Genomic DNA, 18,500 nt, shown 5'->3' on the forward strand with positions numbered 1-18,500 from the left:
TCTTCCATGTACATCATGTCTAGTGCGTCTTGCGCCCAGCTTTCACTGTTTAAGCGAGTCAGTTGTCGCCAAACGGTGACTTGAACGGCTGGGACTTGACTCCACATGCTGTCATTGAGGCAGCGCCAGTGGTTGACATCTTCAGGGTTGTCTATTTCGCCAAGGCATTTTTCACATGCCATTAGCGCCTGATCAACGGTAACATGGCTGTGGGGCGGAACTGGATAAGCGGTAAGAGGGGTATCACTGCCGCACAATTCGCATTTTGATTGGCAACGTTCCAACATAGTCGCTTCTGAAGACATAATAAGCTCACATATTATAGGTAATTAATTAAGGCGCCTATTATCCACGTTATGGCCTGAAAATAAAGGCCTATGTGGATTATGAGCAGTTAGGTCTCTTTACGTTATAAGTGGGTAACGTCGCTATTTTTGCTGAGAGATCTTGTATGCGTGTGCTGTGCGATGGGTGAGTTGATAACAGCTCGGGCGGCTGACTGCCCCCAGAAGCTTTGGCCATATTTTTCCAAAGCTCAACACTTTGTGTCGGATCAAAACCTGCTTTTGCCATTAGTTCTAGGCCGACTAAATCAGCTTCAGACTCTTGGGTTCTGCCATAAGGAAGCAGCACACCATATTGAATGCCAAGCCCCAAGGCAGCCATAGTGGCACTTTGGTATTGGGCGTATTGCGAGGAACTAAGTGCAGCACTGGTAACTTGTAACCCTGCATTGGCAAGTTGTGACTGTGATAGGCGCTCATTACTGTGATCAGCTAAAACATGAGCAATTTCATGGCCAATGACAGTGGCAAGCTGGTCTTCATTTTTGGCCACCTCTAGCAGGCCAGTATAAACACCGATCTTTCCACCGGGCAGAGCAAAGGCGTTGACTTGTTCACTATCAAAGACAACCACTTCCCAATCTTTAAACCCAGCTTGAGCCGGAACATGCTGAGTTACCGCTTTGGCGACGCATTGCACATAGGCATTCGTGCGTTTGTCTTTGCTAATGTTTTGTTCTTGTTTCATTTGCGCAAAAGATTGCGCTCCAAGTGTGCTCATATCTTGATCTGAAAAAAGCAGTAACTGTTGGCGGCCTGTTGGTGATGAACTGCATGCCACCATAGTTATTACACTTAATAAAGTGAAGCATTTCAGGAAATTACACATAAAATATTCTGTATGATTGTTATTATTCTTTTCATAATACCATTAGCTAATAATGCATTGTAATTATTCATGTGAGAACTTGTATGACAATATGGAAACAAACCTTTGATCTTGAGAGCCTTAATGCGACATCTGACAATACGTTGATGCGCCATCTGCAGATAGTTTACAGCAAATTTGGTGACAACTTTATTGAGGCGACCATGCCGGTTTGTCACTTTACTCATCAACCGTTTGGGATGTTGCATGGTGGCGCATCAGTGGCTCTTGCTGAAACACTTGGCTCAATTGCGGCAAATCTCTCCGTTGATGAAGATTCTTATTGTGTCGGGCTAGATATTAATGCTAATCATATTCGAGCAATGCGAGAGGGCGAAGTGACAGGCCGCGCTGAGCCACTGCATTTAGGCGTATCGACCCAAGTATGGCAAATTGATATTCGTGATGATAGAGGGAGGTTAGTGTGCTCTAGTCGTCTTACTATTGCTGTTAAAAAGAAGCGTAATGCTAAACATGCATTTATGGAGAGTTAGATGGTTGTTGATTTTTCCGCTGGAAAAGTGATCGTTACCCCCCACGAAATTGTGATTAAGGTGTCTTCTGAGCACATGATTACTTTGCAAGCTCAAGCCGATGCGATTCAACTTATCGGTAGAGGTGTTAATGTTATTGCTGCCCATGGCGCAGAAAACAAATGGTCAATTAAACTGGATGATGCACAGCAACTTGCACTGATTGCCGAACAAATTGGGGTTAAAGTCCAATAACGTTATAACAGGCTTGCTAAATTTAAAATAAATAAGGAAAATTAATTAAGTTCTAGATAGTTGAGATTTCCTCTTTATGAGCAGTCCCAGATTACGCATTCAATTTGAAACTCTATTTGAGCACTACAATGGTAAGGATTGCGGTGTTCAACTAGAAGAGATTACAGACATATTATGTTGTACGCGGCGTAATGCGCGTATTGTGTTAAACAAAATGGAACAGCAGGGATGGATTGAATGGCATCCGACACCTGGTCGAGGGAAGCTCTCGCAACTCAATTTTAAGCGGAGTCGAACCGACGTCAGTGAAAATCTTGCTCGACGCTATTTGGAAGAAGGGAAAATTGCTCAAGCGTTAAAGGTATTGGATCAAGACTCTGCCAAGCTCGCTCGAGTGGTCGAAAGTTATTTAGGTGTGCAGCAGCAAGAAGGTGAACAAGTGCTGCGGCTCCCTTATTATCGAGCATTGTCTATGCTCAATCCACACAAGCCAGTGCGCCGCTCAGAGCAACATATTGCAAGGCAAATTTTTAGTGGCTTAACGCAATTAGATGAAAATGAATCTCTTTGCCCAGATCTTGCTCATGATTGGGATATGCTATCTTCAACCCATTGGCGTTTTTATTTAAGGCCCAATGTGCGTTGTCATAATGGCGATCTCCTCACCACCAATATGGTTGTTGATTCGATATTATCCATGCGCAACAAGCCTCTTTATCGGAATATCATTGAGGTGCTTAGCCCCAACAAATTCGTTGTGGATGTCATACTGGATATACCTAATTACTACCTACCGTTACTAATGTCCGAATCTGATGCAAAAATTGTGTTGCCAGAGCATTCCCGTACAGAAGACTATGACCAAATACCTATTGGTACGGGTCCCTACAAAGTGATTAGCAACAGTAACACGCGCCTTGTTTTACAAGCCTTTGATGGATACTTTGGCTTTCGACCCTTGATGGATAGAGTTGAAGTATGCGTTATCGATGATATTCATTACTCTATTTTGTTTCCAAGCATGGGGGCCCCAATTAAGCCAGTACATGATAAGCCAAGCGATGATGTTGAGTTAGACCCAGGGTGCACTTATCTACTGCTTAATCGGCGTAGCGGCCTTGCCAAGTCGGATCAATGGGCTAATTATTTTAATCAGAAACTGGGCTGTTTAGATCTTTATCATCAACTTCCTCACCAAAAGGTATTTGAATTGGGAGTGCTTCCTGCACATGGCCTTAAACCAGGTTGGTATCACCATACTACTCAAGGGCAGTATACGTCTCCACCGGCTTATCGCAAGGTGACAATCGCTTATCATGGGCAACAACCTATGTTTGCTGTTCTTATTCAAAGTATTGAAGCGTTGCTTAAAAGTGATAGCCTTGATGTTGAGATGATAAAGTATGATGTCACTTTACCTGATCCTGAGGTTGTTGATATCTGGCTCAAGCCTATGGGGCTTTCGAATCATCGTGATGATGGGCTGGCTGGTTGGCTACTTAATTACAGCGATATAGGCTTAATGAGTAAACCAGAAGATTTTAGCCATTGGTCTGGATTAATAGAAAAATGGCAAGCACAAGAAAACAGTGTGTTTCCAGCAAAGGAAATTGGCAAGTCTTTGGCTGAAAAAATGCAAATCATACCTATGTTTCATTGCTGGTTGGGGATCAGTAAAGATCAATGTGGTTCATTGCAAAATGCTAAATGTAATGCGTTAGGTTGGTTTGACTTTAGCCAGGTTTGGTCGAAGCCCTTACAAGCGATAGAAAGAGAAATAACTCATGGCGAAACCGAACAAGAAACAGCCGACTAAAACAGTAGGTATCTATTGCATAAAGTGTCGAACAGAGCTGTTTAAGTACCGTAAAGGAGGCAAGGGGGCTTTACTCAAGTGTTTTAAAGAAAGAATTATCGCCGACTATACATCACAGCCATGTCATTGCCCTGAGTGTGGTAGTGAGTTTGCCCGAGACACGCTTATCAGAGGAACACCGGCATATAAAATCATTGGCGGAAAAGTGGCGGTTAAATAGTAATCGCCTGGATAATTCATTGGCCTAATTGGTTTGAAAATTCTAATCACATTGTGCTAAAAATCAGCCTAATACGTCAATTTTATAGCTTAAGCCACAAAAATCATGAAAGTCTCTTTTAGAGGTACCATTGATTTTAAAAAATGGTAGAATGCCGCTGTCGAAAATTCAATCCACTTCATCGCAATCAAATAGGGGTTTACAATGGAACTAGGTCTTATCATCGCTTTCATCATCACTTCAGCTGTAATGGTTAAGAAAGAGATGACAAGCTCGAAATAAGTACCGTTTCATTCACAACAGTTTTACTTTCTTTTTGAATGAACATTAGAAGCTCCTCTGAAGGAGCTTTTTTTAATTGTGCCTCACTATTTTGTCATTTGTTCAATAGATAGCGAAAAATTGTCATAAAATACAGAATGATGCTAAAACTTTGGGTTAGAGTTAGTTAACATTCTAAAGTTTGGCTTGAATAAGTTCATATCCTTTATTTACAGGAGCCTTCATATTGCACAGCCCAATCACTCTTGAAGCAATGCATATTCTTGACGCTATTGACCGCCGAGGAAGCTTTGCGGCTGCCGCTAATGAGCTTGATAGAGCACCTTCGTCTTTGAGTTACCAAATTCAAAAATTAGAACAAGACCTGGATGTCACCATTTTTGATCGATCAGGCCACAAAGCACGTTTTACTGAGCCAGGAAAATTGATTCTTGAGCGAGGCAGAATGATTCTCTCTGCGACTGAAAAATTGGTCAATGATGCGAGTGTTTTAGCTAATGGTTGGGAACTAGACATTGCAATTGCATTTGATGGTATTTTACCGGTAGAACTCTTTTTCCCTATGGTGCAGGAGCTAGGAAACATAAGCTCGACACGGATCCGTTTACAGGAAGAAATATTGGCAGGGTGTTGGGAGTCGTTAGCAGAGGGCCGTGCTGATCTGCTGGTTTGTCCTAAACCAGACAGTTTACCCCAAGATGTTAAAACAGAATCGATTGGGTCGATGACCATGATTTGGGTTGCAGCGCCTAATCATTATGTTCACAACCGTAGTGGGGTGTTTGATGATAATGCAAGATCAAAATATCGTATCGTTGCTATCGCCGATTCAGCCAGAGAGCAACCTGCAATTACGGTCAATATTTTACATAAACAACCCACGCTGACAGTAACTAACTTATCGGCAAAAGTGTCTGCTTTAGAGTCAGGGTTAGGGATAGGGACTCTGCCATCACCTGTGGCTGAAAGACTGATAAAACAAGGTTCTTTAGCGAAAATATATGATACTCAGGAACTTAGCATCGAGATACTTCTGGCTTGGAAACGAAATCAAATGGGCGAAGCTAAGTCGTGGTGTATCAAGTTTCTTAAGAAAAACTGGCCTTTTAAATAGCATTCCTATTAAGGTGTTTTTGGTTGATTAAGGGGTAACAGCATATCAGCTATACCATCCTCAAATTGAACATCCAACTCAAACCCTAACTTTTGAGCAAGGGTTAGCATGCCTCTATTGGTGGGCATAGTGACGCCAGAGATCTGTATCGTTCCTTTTTGACGGCAATAATCAATAATCTTGTTGAGCAGAAGTTTTCCGAGCCCATGGCCTTTGAGATCAGAGCGTACTAATATAGCAAATTCTGCATCGGTATTTTCTGGGTTGAGTAAAGCTCGTGATACGCCAATGATCTCTGGTTTAGCATCAAAGTTGGAGATAGCGATGAAGGCCATTTCACGATCGTAATCAATTTGAGTCAGGTTGGCTAGTGCCTCATGGTTAAGCTTACCGACATCACTAAAAAATCGGTTGTATAAGTCTTCTTTAGAGACTTTACTGACGAAGGTGGCATGGTCTGGCTCATCTTCAGGCAAAATAGGGCGGATGAGGATAGACATTCCGCTTTTTAATTGTCTCTTTTCTTCATATTCAACAGGATATGGTCTTATTGCTAGTCTTTTTTGCCTGTCACCTTTACATTGCCGAAGAATCAGATCAGCGTCTAGAACGGTAAAATGGCCGCCAGTTGCAAGTAATGGATGGATATCCAGTTCATGGACTTGTGGGCAATCAACAACCATTTGAGAAATCCTGACCAGTAACTCAGAAAGTTGAGTTATATCCATGGGGATTGGGAGCTTTTGTGGCCGAATCTTACCTTCTTTAATAGCGCGGATAATCAAGTATCTCGCCAATGTCATATTAAGTGGTGGAAGCGCGCAGGTTGCATCGACCGATTCATCCCATTCTGATCCCCCTTGGCCTATAAGAATGACAGGGCCAAACGTATGATCTGACTTAACTTTAATGCGTATTTCTTCTCCCCCCGCTAGTTTTGCCATGGCTTGGACTAACAGGCCGTGTATATTTGCTGCAGGGTAATGCAGTTGTACTCCATCCAAAATCGCTTCAGCAGCACTTGCCACCTCATGTCGGTTGCGTAAATTTAGCATAACCCCTTGTATGTCTGACTTGTGACTGATATCTGGTGAGCGAAGTTTGACTGCCACAGGGTAACCGATTTGTTCAGCGATATGGACGGCTTCACTGACATCGGAAGCAAGCCAAGTAGGCAATACATTAAAGTTGAAATATTTTAAGAAAGCGCCAAGTTGATGAGTATCTAAACTCACCATTTCGTTATCCTGTAACTTATTGTCAATCCATTTTTTTGCGTCAGCGAGCTCGCGCACATGCATAGGTTCGGCAGTGGTAGGGGTTTCCATTAGCTGCTTTTGATTTCTCCGATACTCCACTAAGTGCATGAATGCTATTACTGCGCTTTCTGGTGTTCTATACGTTGGTATACCTGAATGAGTAAAGATCTGACGAGCGGGCTTGGCTGTCGTTTCTCCAGACCAATTGGTGAGAATGTTAAAGTGCTTTCGACGAGGGTGTTGACTGAGAGCCTCTACAATAGCAGTCGCAGTGTGCTCACTATTTGCGCTTGCTGATGGGCTGTGCATGATTAATATCGCATCTGCGCAGTCATGATCCATAAGGAGATTTAACGCTCTGATGTAACGTTCGCTGCCAGCATCTCCAATTAAATCTATCGGATTATTATGACTCCAACTAGTAGGGAGTGCGTCATTAAGTTGATTAATAAGCTTTTGCGGCAGAGTTGCTAATTGCCCTCCTCGTATTAGTAGTGTATCGACTCCAATAATAGCTGGGCCGCCTCCGTTAGAAATGATCGCAAGTCGTTCACCACGTAACGGAATTGAATGAGTTAAGGTTTCTACAGCGGCAAACAGTTCATGAGTGTTATTCACTCTAAGCATTCCCGAACGACGAATAGCAGAATCATAGATAATATCTAGGCTATCAAGCCCACCTGTATGAGCTTGAGCAGCGGTATGTCCTGCGTGTGTTCTTCCTCCTTTGAGCACCAAAATGCGACGATTTCTTGAAGCTGCTCGAGCAGCTGAGATAAAACGCCTTGCATCTTTTATTGTGTCTACGTAAAGGAGTATTGCTTCGGTTTTTGAGTCCATACTCAGGTAATCGAGTAAGTCGGAAAAGTCGATATCGAGAGCATTACCTAGAGAGATAATGGCAGAAAATCCGATATCTTTGTCATTGGCCCAATCTAAAATTGTGGTGCACAAAGCAGCTGACTGGGAAATAAAGGCTATTTTTCCTTGCTTAGCATTGATCGGAGAACATGATGCATTTAGTTTCCCCCAGGGCATAATGATCCCTAAGCTATTGGGACCGAGTAATCGCATCCCATGCTGTTTTACGAGAGTTTGGTAATACTCTAGTGGGTCTGTCCCATTTTCGTTTACATGAAACAACTCAGCAGAAAGTATGATGACATGTTTTACTTGTTTAAGAGCAAGTTCTTTGAGTAAAGCTTCATTTCTGTTGATATTGGTACATAAAATCGCTAAGTCAGGCGTGATAGGCAGGGAAGATATATCGTAATAAGCGAGTACACCAGATACTGATTTATATCGCGGTGTTACTGGCATGACGACACCTTCAAACCCTCCTTGAAGGAGGTTGGCCATAACAATGTTACCTGCGCTCATGGGTCTAGTTGAAGCCCCTACAACCGCAATAGAACTAGGTTTGAGTAGGGCATTTAGATTATTCATGGCAGGACCCATTAAAGATTTTTATCACTAGTTTAACGGACCTAACCGACGAAATCAGAATGAAATGAGTGTAGTTATACTCGGATCACCTGACATGCATTCGAGTTTGTGTATTATGTCACAATGTACGACTAGATAATTCGAATGTTGGCTTGATTCTCTTACTATCTAACGGCATGATTTACAGTAATTTCTACAAAAGGCATGTGAAGAATTCATGAAAAAGATCGCAATAGTTAGCTTACCATTGGTGCTGTCAGCGTGTGTGTCGAGTGACTATGTCACAGATGTCTCCTCTGAAAGTTACCAAGAAGAATTTAAAACAGCGGCAATGCAGAAACCGTTGATGTCAGACCAAGGCATGATGGAAGAAGCTGCTATGACAGTTAAGCCAATGGCTGACAAAACTAACGGCAAAATGCATAATAAGGCAAAACCTGCCGTTGCCATTGTTCCTCCGACAGCAAAACAAAAAGCCATGAGCTCACGTTATGGCTTTACCATCCAGGTTGTTGCTGTAGGCAGTCAGACTAAGGTTGATCAGTTTGCTCGCAAATTGCCAAAAAATGGAGAGCCAGTTTGGGAAAACTATAAAGTAGTTAATGGTACCAAGTGGTATACGATTCTCTACGGCGATTATGCGACACGGATGGATGCTAAAAAGGCGATTACAAAGCTTCCTAATGAGTTTCAAGGCATGAAGCCATTTGTGAAAAGCATAGATTCGATTAAAACTTCCCAGTACCCAACGCTCAACAAGTTGAACTAATTACTCTCCAAGGGGGTCCTAGCCCCCTTTCTAGGCGCATAAATTGACCGTTTAAATTGTTATTAATGACATAGTTCAGTCAAATCAATGAATCTTTGCTGATTTTTTATTACTATCGGCCTTAACTATCTCTGTTACTTCACGGAAAATCCCTAATGGCGAATACAACAATTTTATTACTTTGTGGTGGTGGTTCTGCGGAGCATGACGTTTCGTTAGTCTCCGCTGATTACGTTCAGGATCAACTTGAGTCAATTGATAACGTCGATGTGGTCAGAGTTGAAATTACTCAGGAAGGTTGGCTTTGTAAAAGTGAGTTTGTCTATCTCGATACCAACCAAAGTACACTGAATTTTGCTAATGAGTCCATAAAACTGGATTTTGTGGTACCTTGCATTCATGGTTATCCGGGGGAAACAGGCGATATCCAGTCGATGTTGGAACTGGCCGGTGTTCCTTACTTTGGCTGTGGGCCTGAAGCAAGTACAAACTGCTTTAATAAAATCACTTCAAAATTATGGTACGACACGCTTTCCATTCCTAATACACCTTACATATTTTTATCTGAGAACAATCAGCAAGCCTATGAAAGAAGCCTTACTGCATATAATGAGTGGGGGACCGTATTTGTTAAAGCAGCCCGTCAAGGTTCATCTGTGGGATGTTACAAAGTGAAAGATAGTGAGCAGCTTCAAACTGCAATTAATAATGCTTTTGACTATTCTGATCAGGTACTAGTGGAAGAGGCTGTCAGGCCGCGGGAACTTGAAGTGGCCGCTTTTGAATATCAAGGCAAGGTGCATATTACACCACCTGGAGAAATAAAGGCGCCAGAAGGTGCTTTCTATTCATATGATGAAAAGTACAGCCCTAAAAGCCAATCACTGACAGATGTAGAAGCTAAGGATTTAACTGACGTACAACGTATGGTGATCCATGACACATCGAGAAAAGTGTTCAAGCAAATGAAGCTGCGGCATTTATCTCGGATTGATTTCTTCCTGACCGCTAATGGGAATGTTTATCTTAATGAAATTAATACTTTTCCCGGCATGACTCCCATATCAATGTTCCCCAAGATGTTAGAACACAGCGGTATAAAATTTGCTGACTTTTTGGAAGATTGTATTAAAGCTTCACTTCTTCGGTAGTGAATATGTTTGGTCATTCTATGTATAATATTTACTGGGGTATACCAGCAAATAAGTCTTTGTTTTTTCTTGTTTATAGTGAATGAGTTACGTTGTCTCTTTGTTGTTAGTATCATTGTAGTGTGATGATTTGTATTGAATTTATTTTTATGGGATGGACTTCAGTAAACTTACTTTGTGCCGATAAACTTGAATAAGGGCAATATACAATTATTATTAAATTAACTGATAACTAAGAAAAAATACTATGGCTGCTGCAACATATCGAGGATTTACCCTCAAAACTGCTGGAAATTCTACCGATGTATGGCAAGTACAGATCAAAAACCACACTTTGTCTGGAAGTATGCCTGCGGTGAAGAAAAGCATCGATTGGTTTTGTGATACTGCGACAATCATTGATCCTAAAGAGTTTGGCTCACTGAATAATAAGAAGCCAGCTGAGGGAGGAAGTCCAGCACAAGAGAGTTTTCATGGTTATACGCTCAAGAACGATACCGGCGATCCTAATGAATGGTACTGTTTTTTCAATGGTAAGTTAATTAAAGGTGGAAAACTTGCCATGCAGAAGCATATAGAGGCATACTTGGTAGCTAAGCAAAAAGCAGAACAGAAGAAATAGTTAGTTATGAGTCTTGTTTATTCTACGGAAGTCGGTCGAATAGCGCCCGAATCTGATATAGTACAGCGCGCCAAAGGCGACGGTATAGTGCGTATACAGCGCCAAACAAAAGGTCGCAAAGGGAAAGGCGTTGTCATAGTCTCAGGGCTTGATTTAGATGATGCGCCACTCAAGCTTTTAGCCGCGGAGTTAAAAAAAGTTTGTGGATGCGGTGGTTCAGTCAAAGATGGCAACATCGAAATACAAGGTGATGCCAGAGATAAAATTAAAGCGCATCTTGAAAAGAAAGGCCACACAGTAAAATTAGCGGGTGGTTAATGAATTAATAATTTGTTGGGTAATCTTTGATTAAACCAATGATTATTAGGTATTTTATGGTAAATTAACTTATGTTGAATACCGCTTTAAATACACAGTTTTAAAATCACAAGAGACCAAGAGTGTAGCAACACTCTTTATTTTTACATGCTTAATTTAACATAATACATATAATGCGCATTTGACATGTGGGTCGGAAAAAGTTGAAAAAGAGCTACATTAAAACCTGTCTACGAGTTTTAGGACCGTAAAATGGTTCATAATTTGGAAAGACCTTCTGTAATTAAGCCAATGTCACTACATTTTTCAAAAGCAACCCAAAGGTCACTGTGCAATTTAGTAAGGAATAAACATTATTCTTCAAATAATAAACTTATATACAATTCTTTAGAGATGGTTTGTAAAATATATATAATTATTCATATCTTATTTGCTAGGTAGATAGTTACTAGCATTGAATGTCTTTTCAGGAGATATCGTAATAACTCTCGTGATAGAAATCATGGTGGAGGTATATTGTTTCTTAATTGATACAACCAACAAAATAGAGTTCATTATGATAAGAAATGTTTCTACGTCGACTACACAAACTAACAGTTGCCAAACTCACTCAGCAGCCATTCTTACCTGCCGTTCTGTGGCTAAGAAATCAAGTACTACAGTAAAAAATAGTGTGAAGTTCTTTGAAAACACGATAGCTTCATCTTTCAAAACCAATATCAACTGTCAAATTATAGAAAAAAAACTAGAAAAAGAAATTTCAAATGCTCGTGACCCCAGAACGGAAGAAATCGTTTGTTATAAAAGGCCCAAAGCATTAGTTGATAAAAGCATTAATTTATTGCTGCCTACTCTAGGCCCTTTGGTTAATCGAAGCCAACTTCAGTCCAGCCTCGATTACCCTGCCCTAACCTATGGCAATTTAGCATCTGATATAAATTCAATGATGGCCTTACGTAACGTTCCAGAAATAGGTGATATTGAAATTGAAGAAGGTGAAAAAAGTTTTAGTCAAAGTGAAAAATGCATTGACATCACCTTGGCTAATGATTCTATGCTAGAGATTACAATGGATCTCACTAAGAGAGAAGTGATGTTATCTCAAGCTGGTCAAATAAAAAAAGAAGATTTCACAGCATTAGGGGTCTTAAAAGAAGTTATCCAAGAGCTTTTAATCGATTTTACATTAAAGTCAGAGTCGTAAAGTTTGAGGCTTCTCAAATTAATATAGGGTAATTGGTTTGGGACGTTTATAGGCCAGAGATATGTACTAGACTAACATGGCAAGTATAATCACACCATTTCTTGGTGATAAAATGGCCGTATTTCGTTTTATTGCTGATATATACTTGCAGGAGCAAGTATTATCCACTTTTTATATTAATCACAATTCGTATGAACGAAAATCTAATATGTGCTAAGTTGCTAATTTTGTTCTTAGGATTTATAAATGATAAGGGAGTACGATAAATGTGACATAGAGTGCGTACTTGAAATTTGGTTGAATGCATCAGTCAAGGCGCACCATTTTGTTCCTAGTTCTTTCTGGCTGTCTCAAGTTAATAACATGCGTAAATTATACCTACCTGCTTCAGAGGTTTATGTATTAGAAATAGATTCTTCTGTGGTTGGTTTCTATGCATTGTATGAAGATAAGCTTGCTGCCATATTTGTGTCACCAGAAAAGCAAGGGATAGGTATAGGAAAACAACTCATTAGTCATGCTAAGAGTAAGAGAAGGTCGCTGACTCTTAATGTGTACAAAAAATCAGGAGAGTTATCAATTTTACCTTTCACAAGGTTTTAATGTCGTCAATGAACAAACTGATCAACATACTGGGCAATGGGAGTATGTTATGAGATATTAACAGCTTATTACCCTAAACCATAATTTATAAAATAAGAATAACTATGAAAAAATACATCCGTTTCTCTTTTTACTAAGGTTTTATGAAAATACTATCTATCGTAGTGCTTTGCCTTTTTCTCAGTGCTTGTGTAAACAATCATTCAGAGTCGCTCCCTTTTTATGAAAATTTAAATCATCGGCATACTTTCGGTAAGCATATGACTGATGGGAAAAGTATACGTTTTATATACAGTCCAGAGGGCTTGGTAGATAGAGAAGTGGTTATCAATGTAGAAGCAGGATCTGACCCTGTCTCTATGCACTTCAGGCTATGTGAGCAGCATGGTGTGTTTGAAGGGCTAGATGATACTGATGAAGAGTATATTAATTCACAGAAAATTGATTGTAACTCATGGTTAAAACTGACCCCTTTAATTAATAACAAATACGCCCTATCTTACGAGCTTAACTTATTAATTGGCTTTAAAGTTGAGCTTTCAGAGACAGGTCCCAGATATATGCCAATCATGAAAAAGCTTGCTCAATACCGAGCTATCTATCGTAAAAGCTCTGTTGCATATCCACTTCAACGATATGTAAATGAGAGCATTGTTGAGTCAACCAAGGTTGAATTTAATTTATAAATATCTCCCTCATTAATAGACACCACTTCTAGGTATTTCATCACACCAAGAGTTACGCTGTCACATTTCGAAGTGTGTTATTTTAGGTAACTATGTACTGACATATCCAATCAGACCACAAAATGACCTTTGGAAATGCATAAGAGCTGCCGCAGCTTGTGACAACATAACATGGCAATATATTATGCTGCAAGATAGTAAGCACTTGCAGACCCGGCCAAACCACCCTGTAATAAAATTACAGGGTGGTTTTTTGGATGAAAGGAACAGTATAATATGCTGCGCTATATATTTGTTTTTAAAGTATTTTATTATGTATCAAGATGATGATTCTTTTTTTAAGCTGATTTTTCGTGGAGAAATGATTGATTCTACAGAGGTGAGATCTGTTAAAAAAAGACAAAGAGGGTTATATGGCGACCCTCTTCTCAGTTTTTAAAGCAATGTGTGTGAGCTATTAGATTGGCTTCTTATCTGTTCTGCTACAATTTTTATTGCTTGTGCAGTACTCATCCCTTGAGCCATCAGCTCTTGAATTTTTTCTACTGCTTTTTGTTGCTCGGCATGCGAAAGTGTTGGGAGATCATCAAACATTAGTTGGCTCCTTAAAATTTAGGAGCTAACTATATTATTATTTATGTGAGAGTGCCAGTGTTCTATGGTGAGCAAGTGTTTAAGGCTTGTTTATTCGTTTGATTTGGTTAATAGCTGCCTAGAAAGTTTATGTATACGCCCATGGAGTTTTCGTTTGTATAGCTTGCTCCAATATCCATTTGAAATAAATTAAGTGGTGATAGTCCAATACCAGCAGTGAAGGTATCATCTAAGTTATCGTAAGCAAGATTACGGCGCCAACCAGCGCGTAATTTTAACTGACGCATAATATCAACCTCTCCCCCTACTCTTACATACTGTGTGTTGTCTTTAAAGTTAGTGTAACGTTCATCTTCGTTAATGTCATAGTCGACGCTCAATGCAGAGTAATCAGCGACCAACCCCAAACCAACCGTATATTGCGGCCTAACTTTATATGAATAAGACACTGCGGGTGTTGTTCTAGATTGGCTATTATCTATTTGTGATGTCAGTGTTTGTGCTGCGAGTTCTTGGGTAGTAATGTCACGAGAAACAATATTCATGGCTGACACACCAACCCTTAATGGACCACGAAACCATAAAAAACCTGCATCCATATTGAACATAGTATCGCCTGTGCCATTGTCTCGAACATCTTTAATGTCATAATTGTTAAGGTTGGCGGTATATACATAAGTATAAATACGTTGTATTTTGGGAGATACACCAAATGAAATATGTTGGTTTAAAAAGGTTTGATATTTGGCTAATGATATCCCTATTTCTGTTACTCCAATTGCAACAGCATTGACAGCACTTAACTCCGCATTGACTGCAGTATTGAGGTCAGAGTTCCCTGTGTTGGCACCTGTATAAATATCCGTTTGTGCGAAAGATTCAATGTAAGCTTTGCCGAATATATTGGCAGCTAACCAGCTGTTAGGAAGTGCAAATGCAACTACCCCCCCTAGTTCAAGCTTAGCGATATCATTTTCTAAACCATCCAAAGTTGTTTGCAGATTAGCTGCATCTGTTGAGGAAATATTATTCGAACTAACAGCTTCATTTATAATATCAGCCGCTTTTTCGAGACCATCAACCATTTCATGCTCATCATTATAGGCTAAACCAACCGATGGGATAATCATACCTGCATCATCATTACGACGATAAATTGCGGTAATCGCGGGGTTGTAAAACGGAGCGGTTAAAAAGTCAGCAGATACGACACCAGTACCCCCCATTGAATCTCCTCTTGCTTCCACTGCATAGGTTGCCGCATAAGATTGAACAGAAATAGATGCTAAAGACAATACTAAGATTTTTATTGAATTTTTCATATCGATATAAACTTCTTCATCCCTGTGGTTTATATCGTCTTATTGTGTATGAACTTGAGTTATTCCTCTATAGAAATATCATATGTTTTACTAATAATTTGGGATTGTTCAACAATTATTGGACCTTGCCACCTTTTATGTGTCATTGAGACTGCCAATACATAACGATCTGGTGGGACAATATTGGCTTCTAGCGCTGTTGGGTAATCAGATTCATAAGATTCTCCCCACACTTTATTATACTGACCATCAATATAGTCATAAAGTGAAGCATCAAGCTTAGGCAAAGGGCAATGATTATTTAATAGTGCGTTTCTCTCGACGCGCCACTGATCTTTTGATTGCCAACGAATGGTCACTTTTGCTTTTGATTCACCAAATACCAACCAAGAACTCCAAGATGTTTGATCTTTCGCAGTTATATCGATACGGTAAAGCCCCATAGGAATTTTACTATTTAAGTTGTAACGTTTTACGTAAGATCTGAGTGGTGCTTCATCTTGAGTGAGGTCAACAAAAGATTGATCTGCAGAGATACTTTTTTGAACCCAGCGAGTCAAAGAAATATCAGAAATCTCTTTCCTCGATGATACTTCTACAATGGCCCTATATGAGTCTCTTCCTGGGCTTTGAGTATCTATTGCTCTGACCGTGACATTTTTTACCCAATCGGGAAAAGGTCTTGAGTCAAGACCTTTTCCGCAGTCTACTCGGAGTGATTGCTGAAAAAGCTCATTAAGGTGAGGTGATATGCCCTGATTTTTTTCCTGTTGCCAAACTTCTACCAAAGCAGTAAACATTGCTGGCAGATCATTATTTAGTAAATACTTATGTGCTTGAATCAATGGTGAGTTTGTTTCAAACCATAACGTATTGGCAGCAGATATAGGCGCACTAACTACTGCGCCAATTAATAGTACTTTAAGTCTCATTAGGCCTTCATTTTATAACCAACGCCACGAAGAGTTTCGATTTCTAGCCCAGGTAATTTTTGACGAAGTTGTAAAACATGAGTATCGACGGTTCTTGTGGTTGGAAAATGATTGTATCCCCAAACGTGGTCCAATAACTCATCACGAGTAAAAACACGTCCAAGGTTGCTAGCTAAGAATAGTAGCAAATCAAATTCTGTTCTCGTCAACGTAATGGATTCTTCTTTATAAAATACTTCACGCGTTGCTTTATCAATTAAAAGGTGTTCTGTCTGTACCTTATTGTCGTCGTGAGCTTCTGACTCTGGTGCTCTGAGTTGGGCTCGAATACGTGCAAATAGTTCTGCTTCCGCGAAAGGTTTGGTTAAATAGTCGTTGGCTCCAGCATCTAAGCCAGTGACTTTATCTTTCACTGTCACTAAAGCGGTAAGCAAAATTACTGGGACGTCTTTAATGGCTTTCCAGCCAACGAGGTGTTCCACAGAATCACCATCTGGTAACTGGCGATCCAAAATCACCAAATCTGATTTTTCCCAATATTGTTCAACATCAGCAATGCTTTCGGCGTGAAAACACTCATATCCTGCTTGTTCCAGGCTTACTAACAGGCCATCGGCCAGATTTTTGTCATCTTCAACAAGAAGCAGTGTCTGTTTCACAAGGTATCTCCAATATAAACGTTGTCGGTGGGCCAGTGAGTGACATTCGTCCACCCATTCTGCTCACCATCGATTCAACGATAGTTAAGCCTAAACCAAGACCAGCTTTACTAACAAATGGTTGTCGTAATTGACGCCAATCTTTTTGAGTTAACTCACCTTGGTCTATGACTTTAACGGTAATTAAATTATTTTCGGTACTGATATCCAGTACAATGGGTGCAATGCCATATTTTATGGCATTGCGTATTAAGTTATCGATGCAGGCACCCAACCAATACACATTTAGCTTTGCTGCCACATCTTGATTAATTCTGAGTTTTATTTTGTTATCAAATTGTTCATCAACCTTAAACTCAAGCCATTCTTTCACCGATGGAACCCACTCTGTAGCAAGTGGCTTGTTGTCAGATTGAAGGTAATCTTTACTTGCTTCTGCAAGTTGCCTTAAACGGCGAGTATCTTCACAAAGACGTCGGAATTCATCGTATACAGTCTCCGGGAGTTTCTCGAATTCACGCCGAAACCCTTCTACTGTTAGAGATAGACTCGCAATTGGGGTTCTAAGTTCATGTGTGAGTATCTGGAGAATCAACATGCGACTTTTCATTTCCTGTCTTTTGGTGTTCCAACGGTAAACCGCCCACCCAAGAACAAGCAATATATTTGCAATGACTAGTACGACCATACTGATGCGAAGAACCTCTGAATGGTCCTGAACATCCCAGCATAAGTTACCTCGTTTAACAAAGCAGCTGGTTGATTCCCCTTTAAGTGCGACACTTAAGCCGGCATCATCGGCGTTTTTTTTCCAAGTACTTTCTGGGTAAACAAGATAGCTATCGTTTTGACGTAACCATAGTTCCCCTTGCTCTAGAAACATGCTCGACCCTGAGATTAAGGCCATGATGGTTTCTTCATTCATCCTTTGCAAACGACCTAAGAGAGTAACTCTTGGGGCAAGTGGTCTCTCTTTTATATGCATATACTGCTGAAGAAACTTCTGTTTATCAGGGTGTAATTCCGCATATCTTTTCGCATACGTCCCTCCACCGGGATGTATAAGACCACTTCGTGCAAACCACTTTTGACTTAGCTTTGTTCCTTTACACATGGAACGTGTAAAGACTAAAGGCTCTGTTATTAAGGGACTTAAAGGCAGTTTACCTGTACAGTTTTGAGCGATTTGATACAGGCGCTGTATGTCTCGTAATGGATATGAAGATGTTTGAGGTAACATTGAATCTGGAGTAATTAACCGCGTTGGATAATCTGACTGTAAAATACGAATATCATATGATGCGGTGAAAATATCTTGATTGAACGAGTCAACAAACTGATCAATCCGCTCAGGTAGTGAACTTGCGTTGGCCGTATTACACACACTTGCAATAATAAGTGCCATTATGTTGAGAAGCGTTCTATTCAATGCAAAAAATCTATAATTCAGTAGGTTAGATTTAGGGTTAAGTATTATCGCAAAAATATAAGTTTGCAATGTGATATTGGTGTCAATAATATTAACCATGAAACGAAAGAAGCCAGCTGTTGCTGGCTCCTACT

At 40.2% G+C, this 18,500-nt stretch carries 18 protein-coding genes and 2 pseudogenes; 12 read left to right on the forward strand and 8 right to left on the reverse strand.

Annotated features, from left to right (window positions below):
- Nucleotides 1-305 (reverse strand): annotated as a pseudogene (locus KO511_RS00150) (alkylphosphonate utilization protein); the annotation flags it as partial.
- 79 nt (nucleotides 306-384) lie between these two features.
- Nucleotides 385-1,173 (reverse strand): M48 family metallopeptidase, encoded by a 789-nt coding sequence (locus KO511_RS00155; RefSeq protein WP_215985503.1) that lies wholly within the window; start codon nucleotides 1,171-1,173, stop codon nucleotides 385-387.
- Between the two features lie 83 nt (nucleotides 1,174-1,256).
- Between KO511_RS00155 and KO511_RS00160 the strand changes: the two genes are divergently transcribed.
- The 5 genes from KO511_RS00160 (at nucleotide 1,257) to KO511_RS00180 (ending at nucleotide 5,372) form a co-directional block, all read left to right on the forward strand.
- Nucleotides 1,257-1,706, forward strand: coding sequence for a hotdog fold thioesterase (locus tag KO511_RS00160; RefSeq protein ID WP_215985504.1), 450 nt, complete (start codon nucleotides 1,257-1,259; stop codon nucleotides 1,704-1,706).
- A complete protein-coding gene (locus KO511_RS00165; protein WP_215985505.1) occupies nucleotides 1,707-1,940 on the forward strand; it encodes a DUF3389 family protein in 234 nt (77 codons plus the stop codon).
- 76 nt (nucleotides 1,941-2,016) lie between these two features.
- Nucleotides 2,017-3,756, forward strand: a complete 1,740-nt coding sequence (locus KO511_RS00170) for an SgrR family transcriptional regulator (protein ID WP_215985506.1) — start codon at nucleotides 2,017-2,019, stop codon at nucleotides 3,754-3,756.
- Nucleotides 3,725-3,976, forward strand: a complete 252-nt coding sequence (locus KO511_RS00175) for a hypothetical protein (RefSeq protein ID WP_215985507.1) — start codon at nucleotides 3,725-3,727, stop codon at nucleotides 3,974-3,976. Before KO511_RS00170 ends, KO511_RS00175 begins: the two co-directional genes overlap by 32 nt.
- Before the next feature lie 508 nt (nucleotides 3,977-4,484).
- On the forward strand, nucleotides 4,485-5,372 hold the full coding sequence (locus tag KO511_RS00180; RefSeq protein WP_215985508.1) for a LysR family transcriptional regulator: 888 nt from the start codon (nucleotides 4,485-4,487) through the stop codon (nucleotides 5,370-5,372).
- Between the two features lie 8 nt (nucleotides 5,373-5,380).
- Here KO511_RS00180 and KO511_RS00185 read toward each other — a convergent pair whose 3' ends face one another.
- Nucleotides 5,381-8,077, reverse strand: coding sequence for a bifunctional acetate--CoA ligase family protein/GNAT family N-acetyltransferase (locus KO511_RS00185; protein WP_215985509.1), 2,697 nt, complete (start codon nucleotides 8,075-8,077; stop codon nucleotides 5,381-5,383).
- A 217-nt stretch (nucleotides 8,078-8,294) separates the two neighbouring features.
- Between KO511_RS00185 and KO511_RS00190 the strand changes: the two genes are divergently transcribed.
- From KO511_RS00190 to KO511_RS00220, 7 genes and pseudogenes are all read left to right on the forward strand, one after another.
- Nucleotides 8,295-8,846, forward strand: coding sequence for an SPOR domain-containing protein (locus KO511_RS00190; protein WP_215985510.1), 552 nt, complete (start codon nucleotides 8,295-8,297; stop codon nucleotides 8,844-8,846).
- Between the two features lie 155 nt (nucleotides 8,847-9,001).
- Nucleotides 9,002-9,997, forward strand: coding sequence for a D-alanine--D-alanine ligase (locus KO511_RS00195; protein ID WP_215985511.1), 996 nt, complete (start codon nucleotides 9,002-9,004; stop codon nucleotides 9,995-9,997).
- 247 nt (nucleotides 9,998-10,244) lie between these two features.
- Nucleotides 10,245-10,619: a DUF3319 domain-containing protein gene (locus KO511_RS00200; protein ID WP_215985512.1), complete on the forward strand. Its 375-nt coding sequence runs from the start codon at nucleotides 10,245-10,247 to the stop codon at nucleotides 10,617-10,619.
- A gap of 6 nt (nucleotides 10,620-10,625) precedes the next feature.
- On the forward strand, nucleotides 10,626-10,937 hold the full coding sequence (gene yciH / locus KO511_RS00205; RefSeq protein WP_215985513.1) for a stress response translation initiation inhibitor YciH: 312 nt from the start codon (nucleotides 10,626-10,628) through the stop codon (nucleotides 10,935-10,937).
- Between the two features lie 637 nt (nucleotides 10,938-11,574).
- On the forward strand, nucleotides 11,575-12,141 hold the full coding sequence (locus tag KO511_RS00210; RefSeq protein WP_215985514.1) for a hypothetical protein: 567 nt from the start codon (nucleotides 11,575-11,577) through the stop codon (nucleotides 12,139-12,141).
- A 246-nt stretch (nucleotides 12,142-12,387) separates the two neighbouring features.
- Nucleotides 12,388-12,805: pseudogene (locus KO511_RS00215) on the forward strand (GNAT family N-acetyltransferase).
- An 82-nt stretch (nucleotides 12,806-12,887) separates the two neighbouring features.
- Nucleotides 12,888-13,430 carry a hypothetical protein gene (locus KO511_RS00220; protein WP_252724189.1) on the forward strand — a complete coding sequence of 181 codons (543 nt, stop codon included), beginning with the start codon at nucleotides 12,888-12,890 and terminating at the stop codon, nucleotides 13,428-13,430.
- 435 nt (nucleotides 13,431-13,865) lie between these two features.
- Here the strand turns inward: KO511_RS00220 and KO511_RS00225 are convergent, their stop codons facing one another.
- From KO511_RS00225 to vxrA, 5 genes are all read right to left on the reverse strand, one after another.
- On the reverse strand, nucleotides 13,866-14,024 hold the full coding sequence (locus KO511_RS00225; protein WP_215985515.1) for a YoaH family protein: 159 nt from the start codon (nucleotides 14,022-14,024) through the stop codon (nucleotides 13,866-13,868).
- Between the two features lie 107 nt (nucleotides 14,025-14,131).
- Nucleotides 14,132-15,346 carry a conjugal transfer protein TraF gene (locus KO511_RS00230; RefSeq protein ID WP_215985516.1) on the reverse strand — a complete coding sequence of 405 codons (1,215 nt, stop codon included), beginning with the start codon at nucleotides 15,344-15,346 and terminating at the stop codon, nucleotides 14,132-14,134.
- A gap of 59 nt (nucleotides 15,347-15,405) precedes the next feature.
- The gene (locus KO511_RS00235) at nucleotides 15,406-16,278 is read right to left on the reverse strand and encodes a DUF2861 family protein (RefSeq protein WP_215985517.1); all 873 of its coding nucleotides are present in this window, start codon (nucleotides 16,276-16,278) and stop codon (nucleotides 15,406-15,408) included.
- Complete coding sequence (vxrB, locus tag KO511_RS00240) at nucleotides 16,278-16,937, reverse strand: response regulator transcription factor VxrB (RefSeq protein ID WP_215985518.1); 660 nt, start codon at nucleotides 16,935-16,937, stop codon at nucleotides 16,278-16,280. Before vxrB ends, KO511_RS00235 begins: the two co-directional genes overlap by 1 nt.
- Entirely contained in the window at nucleotides 16,912-18,387 is a 1,476-nt protein-coding gene (gene vxrA / locus KO511_RS00245; protein WP_354668141.1) for a sensor histidine kinase VxrA, read from the reverse strand. Before vxrA ends, vxrB begins: the two co-directional genes overlap by 26 nt.
- Between the last annotated feature and the right edge of the window lie 113 nt (nucleotides 18,388-18,500).

This window comes from Vibrio hepatarius, from assembly GCF_018860525.1.
GTDB classification, from domain to species: Bacteria; Pseudomonadota; Gammaproteobacteria; order Enterobacterales; family Vibrionaceae; genus Vibrio; species Vibrio hepatarius_B.

Excerpts from the sequence above, each read along its gene's own strand:
- KO511_RS00155 (WP_215985503.1), bottom strand. The coding sequence starts at position 1,173 with ATGTGTAATTTCCTGAAATGCTTCACTTTATTAAGTGTAATAACTATG.
- KO511_RS00160 (WP_215985504.1), top strand. The coding sequence starts at position 1,257 with ATGACAATATGGAAACAAACCTTTGATCTTGAGAGCCTTAATGCGACA.
- KO511_RS00165 (WP_215985505.1), top strand. The coding sequence starts at position 1,707 with ATGGTTGTTGATTTTTCCGCTGGAAAAGTGATCGTTACCCCCCACGAA.
- KO511_RS00170 (WP_215985506.1), top strand. The coding sequence starts at position 2,017 with ATGAGCAGTCCCAGATTACGCATTCAATTTGAAACTCTATTTGAGCAC.
- KO511_RS00175 (WP_215985507.1), top strand. The coding sequence starts at position 3,725 with ATGGCGAAACCGAACAAGAAACAGCCGACTAAAACAGTAGGTATCTAT.
- KO511_RS00185 (WP_215985509.1), bottom strand. The coding sequence starts at position 8,077 with ATGAATAATCTAAATGCCCTACTCAAACCTAGTTCTATTGCGGTTGTA.
- KO511_RS00190 (WP_215985510.1), top strand. The coding sequence starts at position 8,295 with ATGAAAAAGATCGCAATAGTTAGCTTACCATTGGTGCTGTCAGCGTGT.
- KO511_RS00195 (WP_215985511.1), top strand. The coding sequence starts at position 9,002 with ATGGCGAATACAACAATTTTATTACTTTGTGGTGGTGGTTCTGCGGAG.
- KO511_RS00200 (WP_215985512.1), top strand. The coding sequence starts at position 10,245 with ATGGCTGCTGCAACATATCGAGGATTTACCCTCAAAACTGCTGGAAAT.
- yciH (WP_215985513.1), top strand. The coding sequence starts at position 10,626 with ATGAGTCTTGTTTATTCTACGGAAGTCGGTCGAATAGCGCCCGAATCT.
- KO511_RS00220 (WP_252724189.1), top strand. The coding sequence starts at position 12,888 with ATGAAAATACTATCTATCGTAGTGCTTTGCCTTTTTCTCAGTGCTTGT.
- KO511_RS00225 (WP_215985515.1), bottom strand. The coding sequence starts at position 14,024 with ATGTTTGATGATCTCCCAACACTTTCGCATGCCGAGCAACAAAAAGCA.
- KO511_RS00230 (WP_215985516.1), bottom strand. The coding sequence starts at position 15,346 with ATGAAAAATTCAATAAAAATCTTAGTATTGTCTTTAGCATCTATTTCT.
- KO511_RS00235 (WP_215985517.1), bottom strand. The coding sequence starts at position 16,278 with ATGAGACTTAAAGTACTATTAATTGGCGCAGTAGTTAGTGCGCCTATA.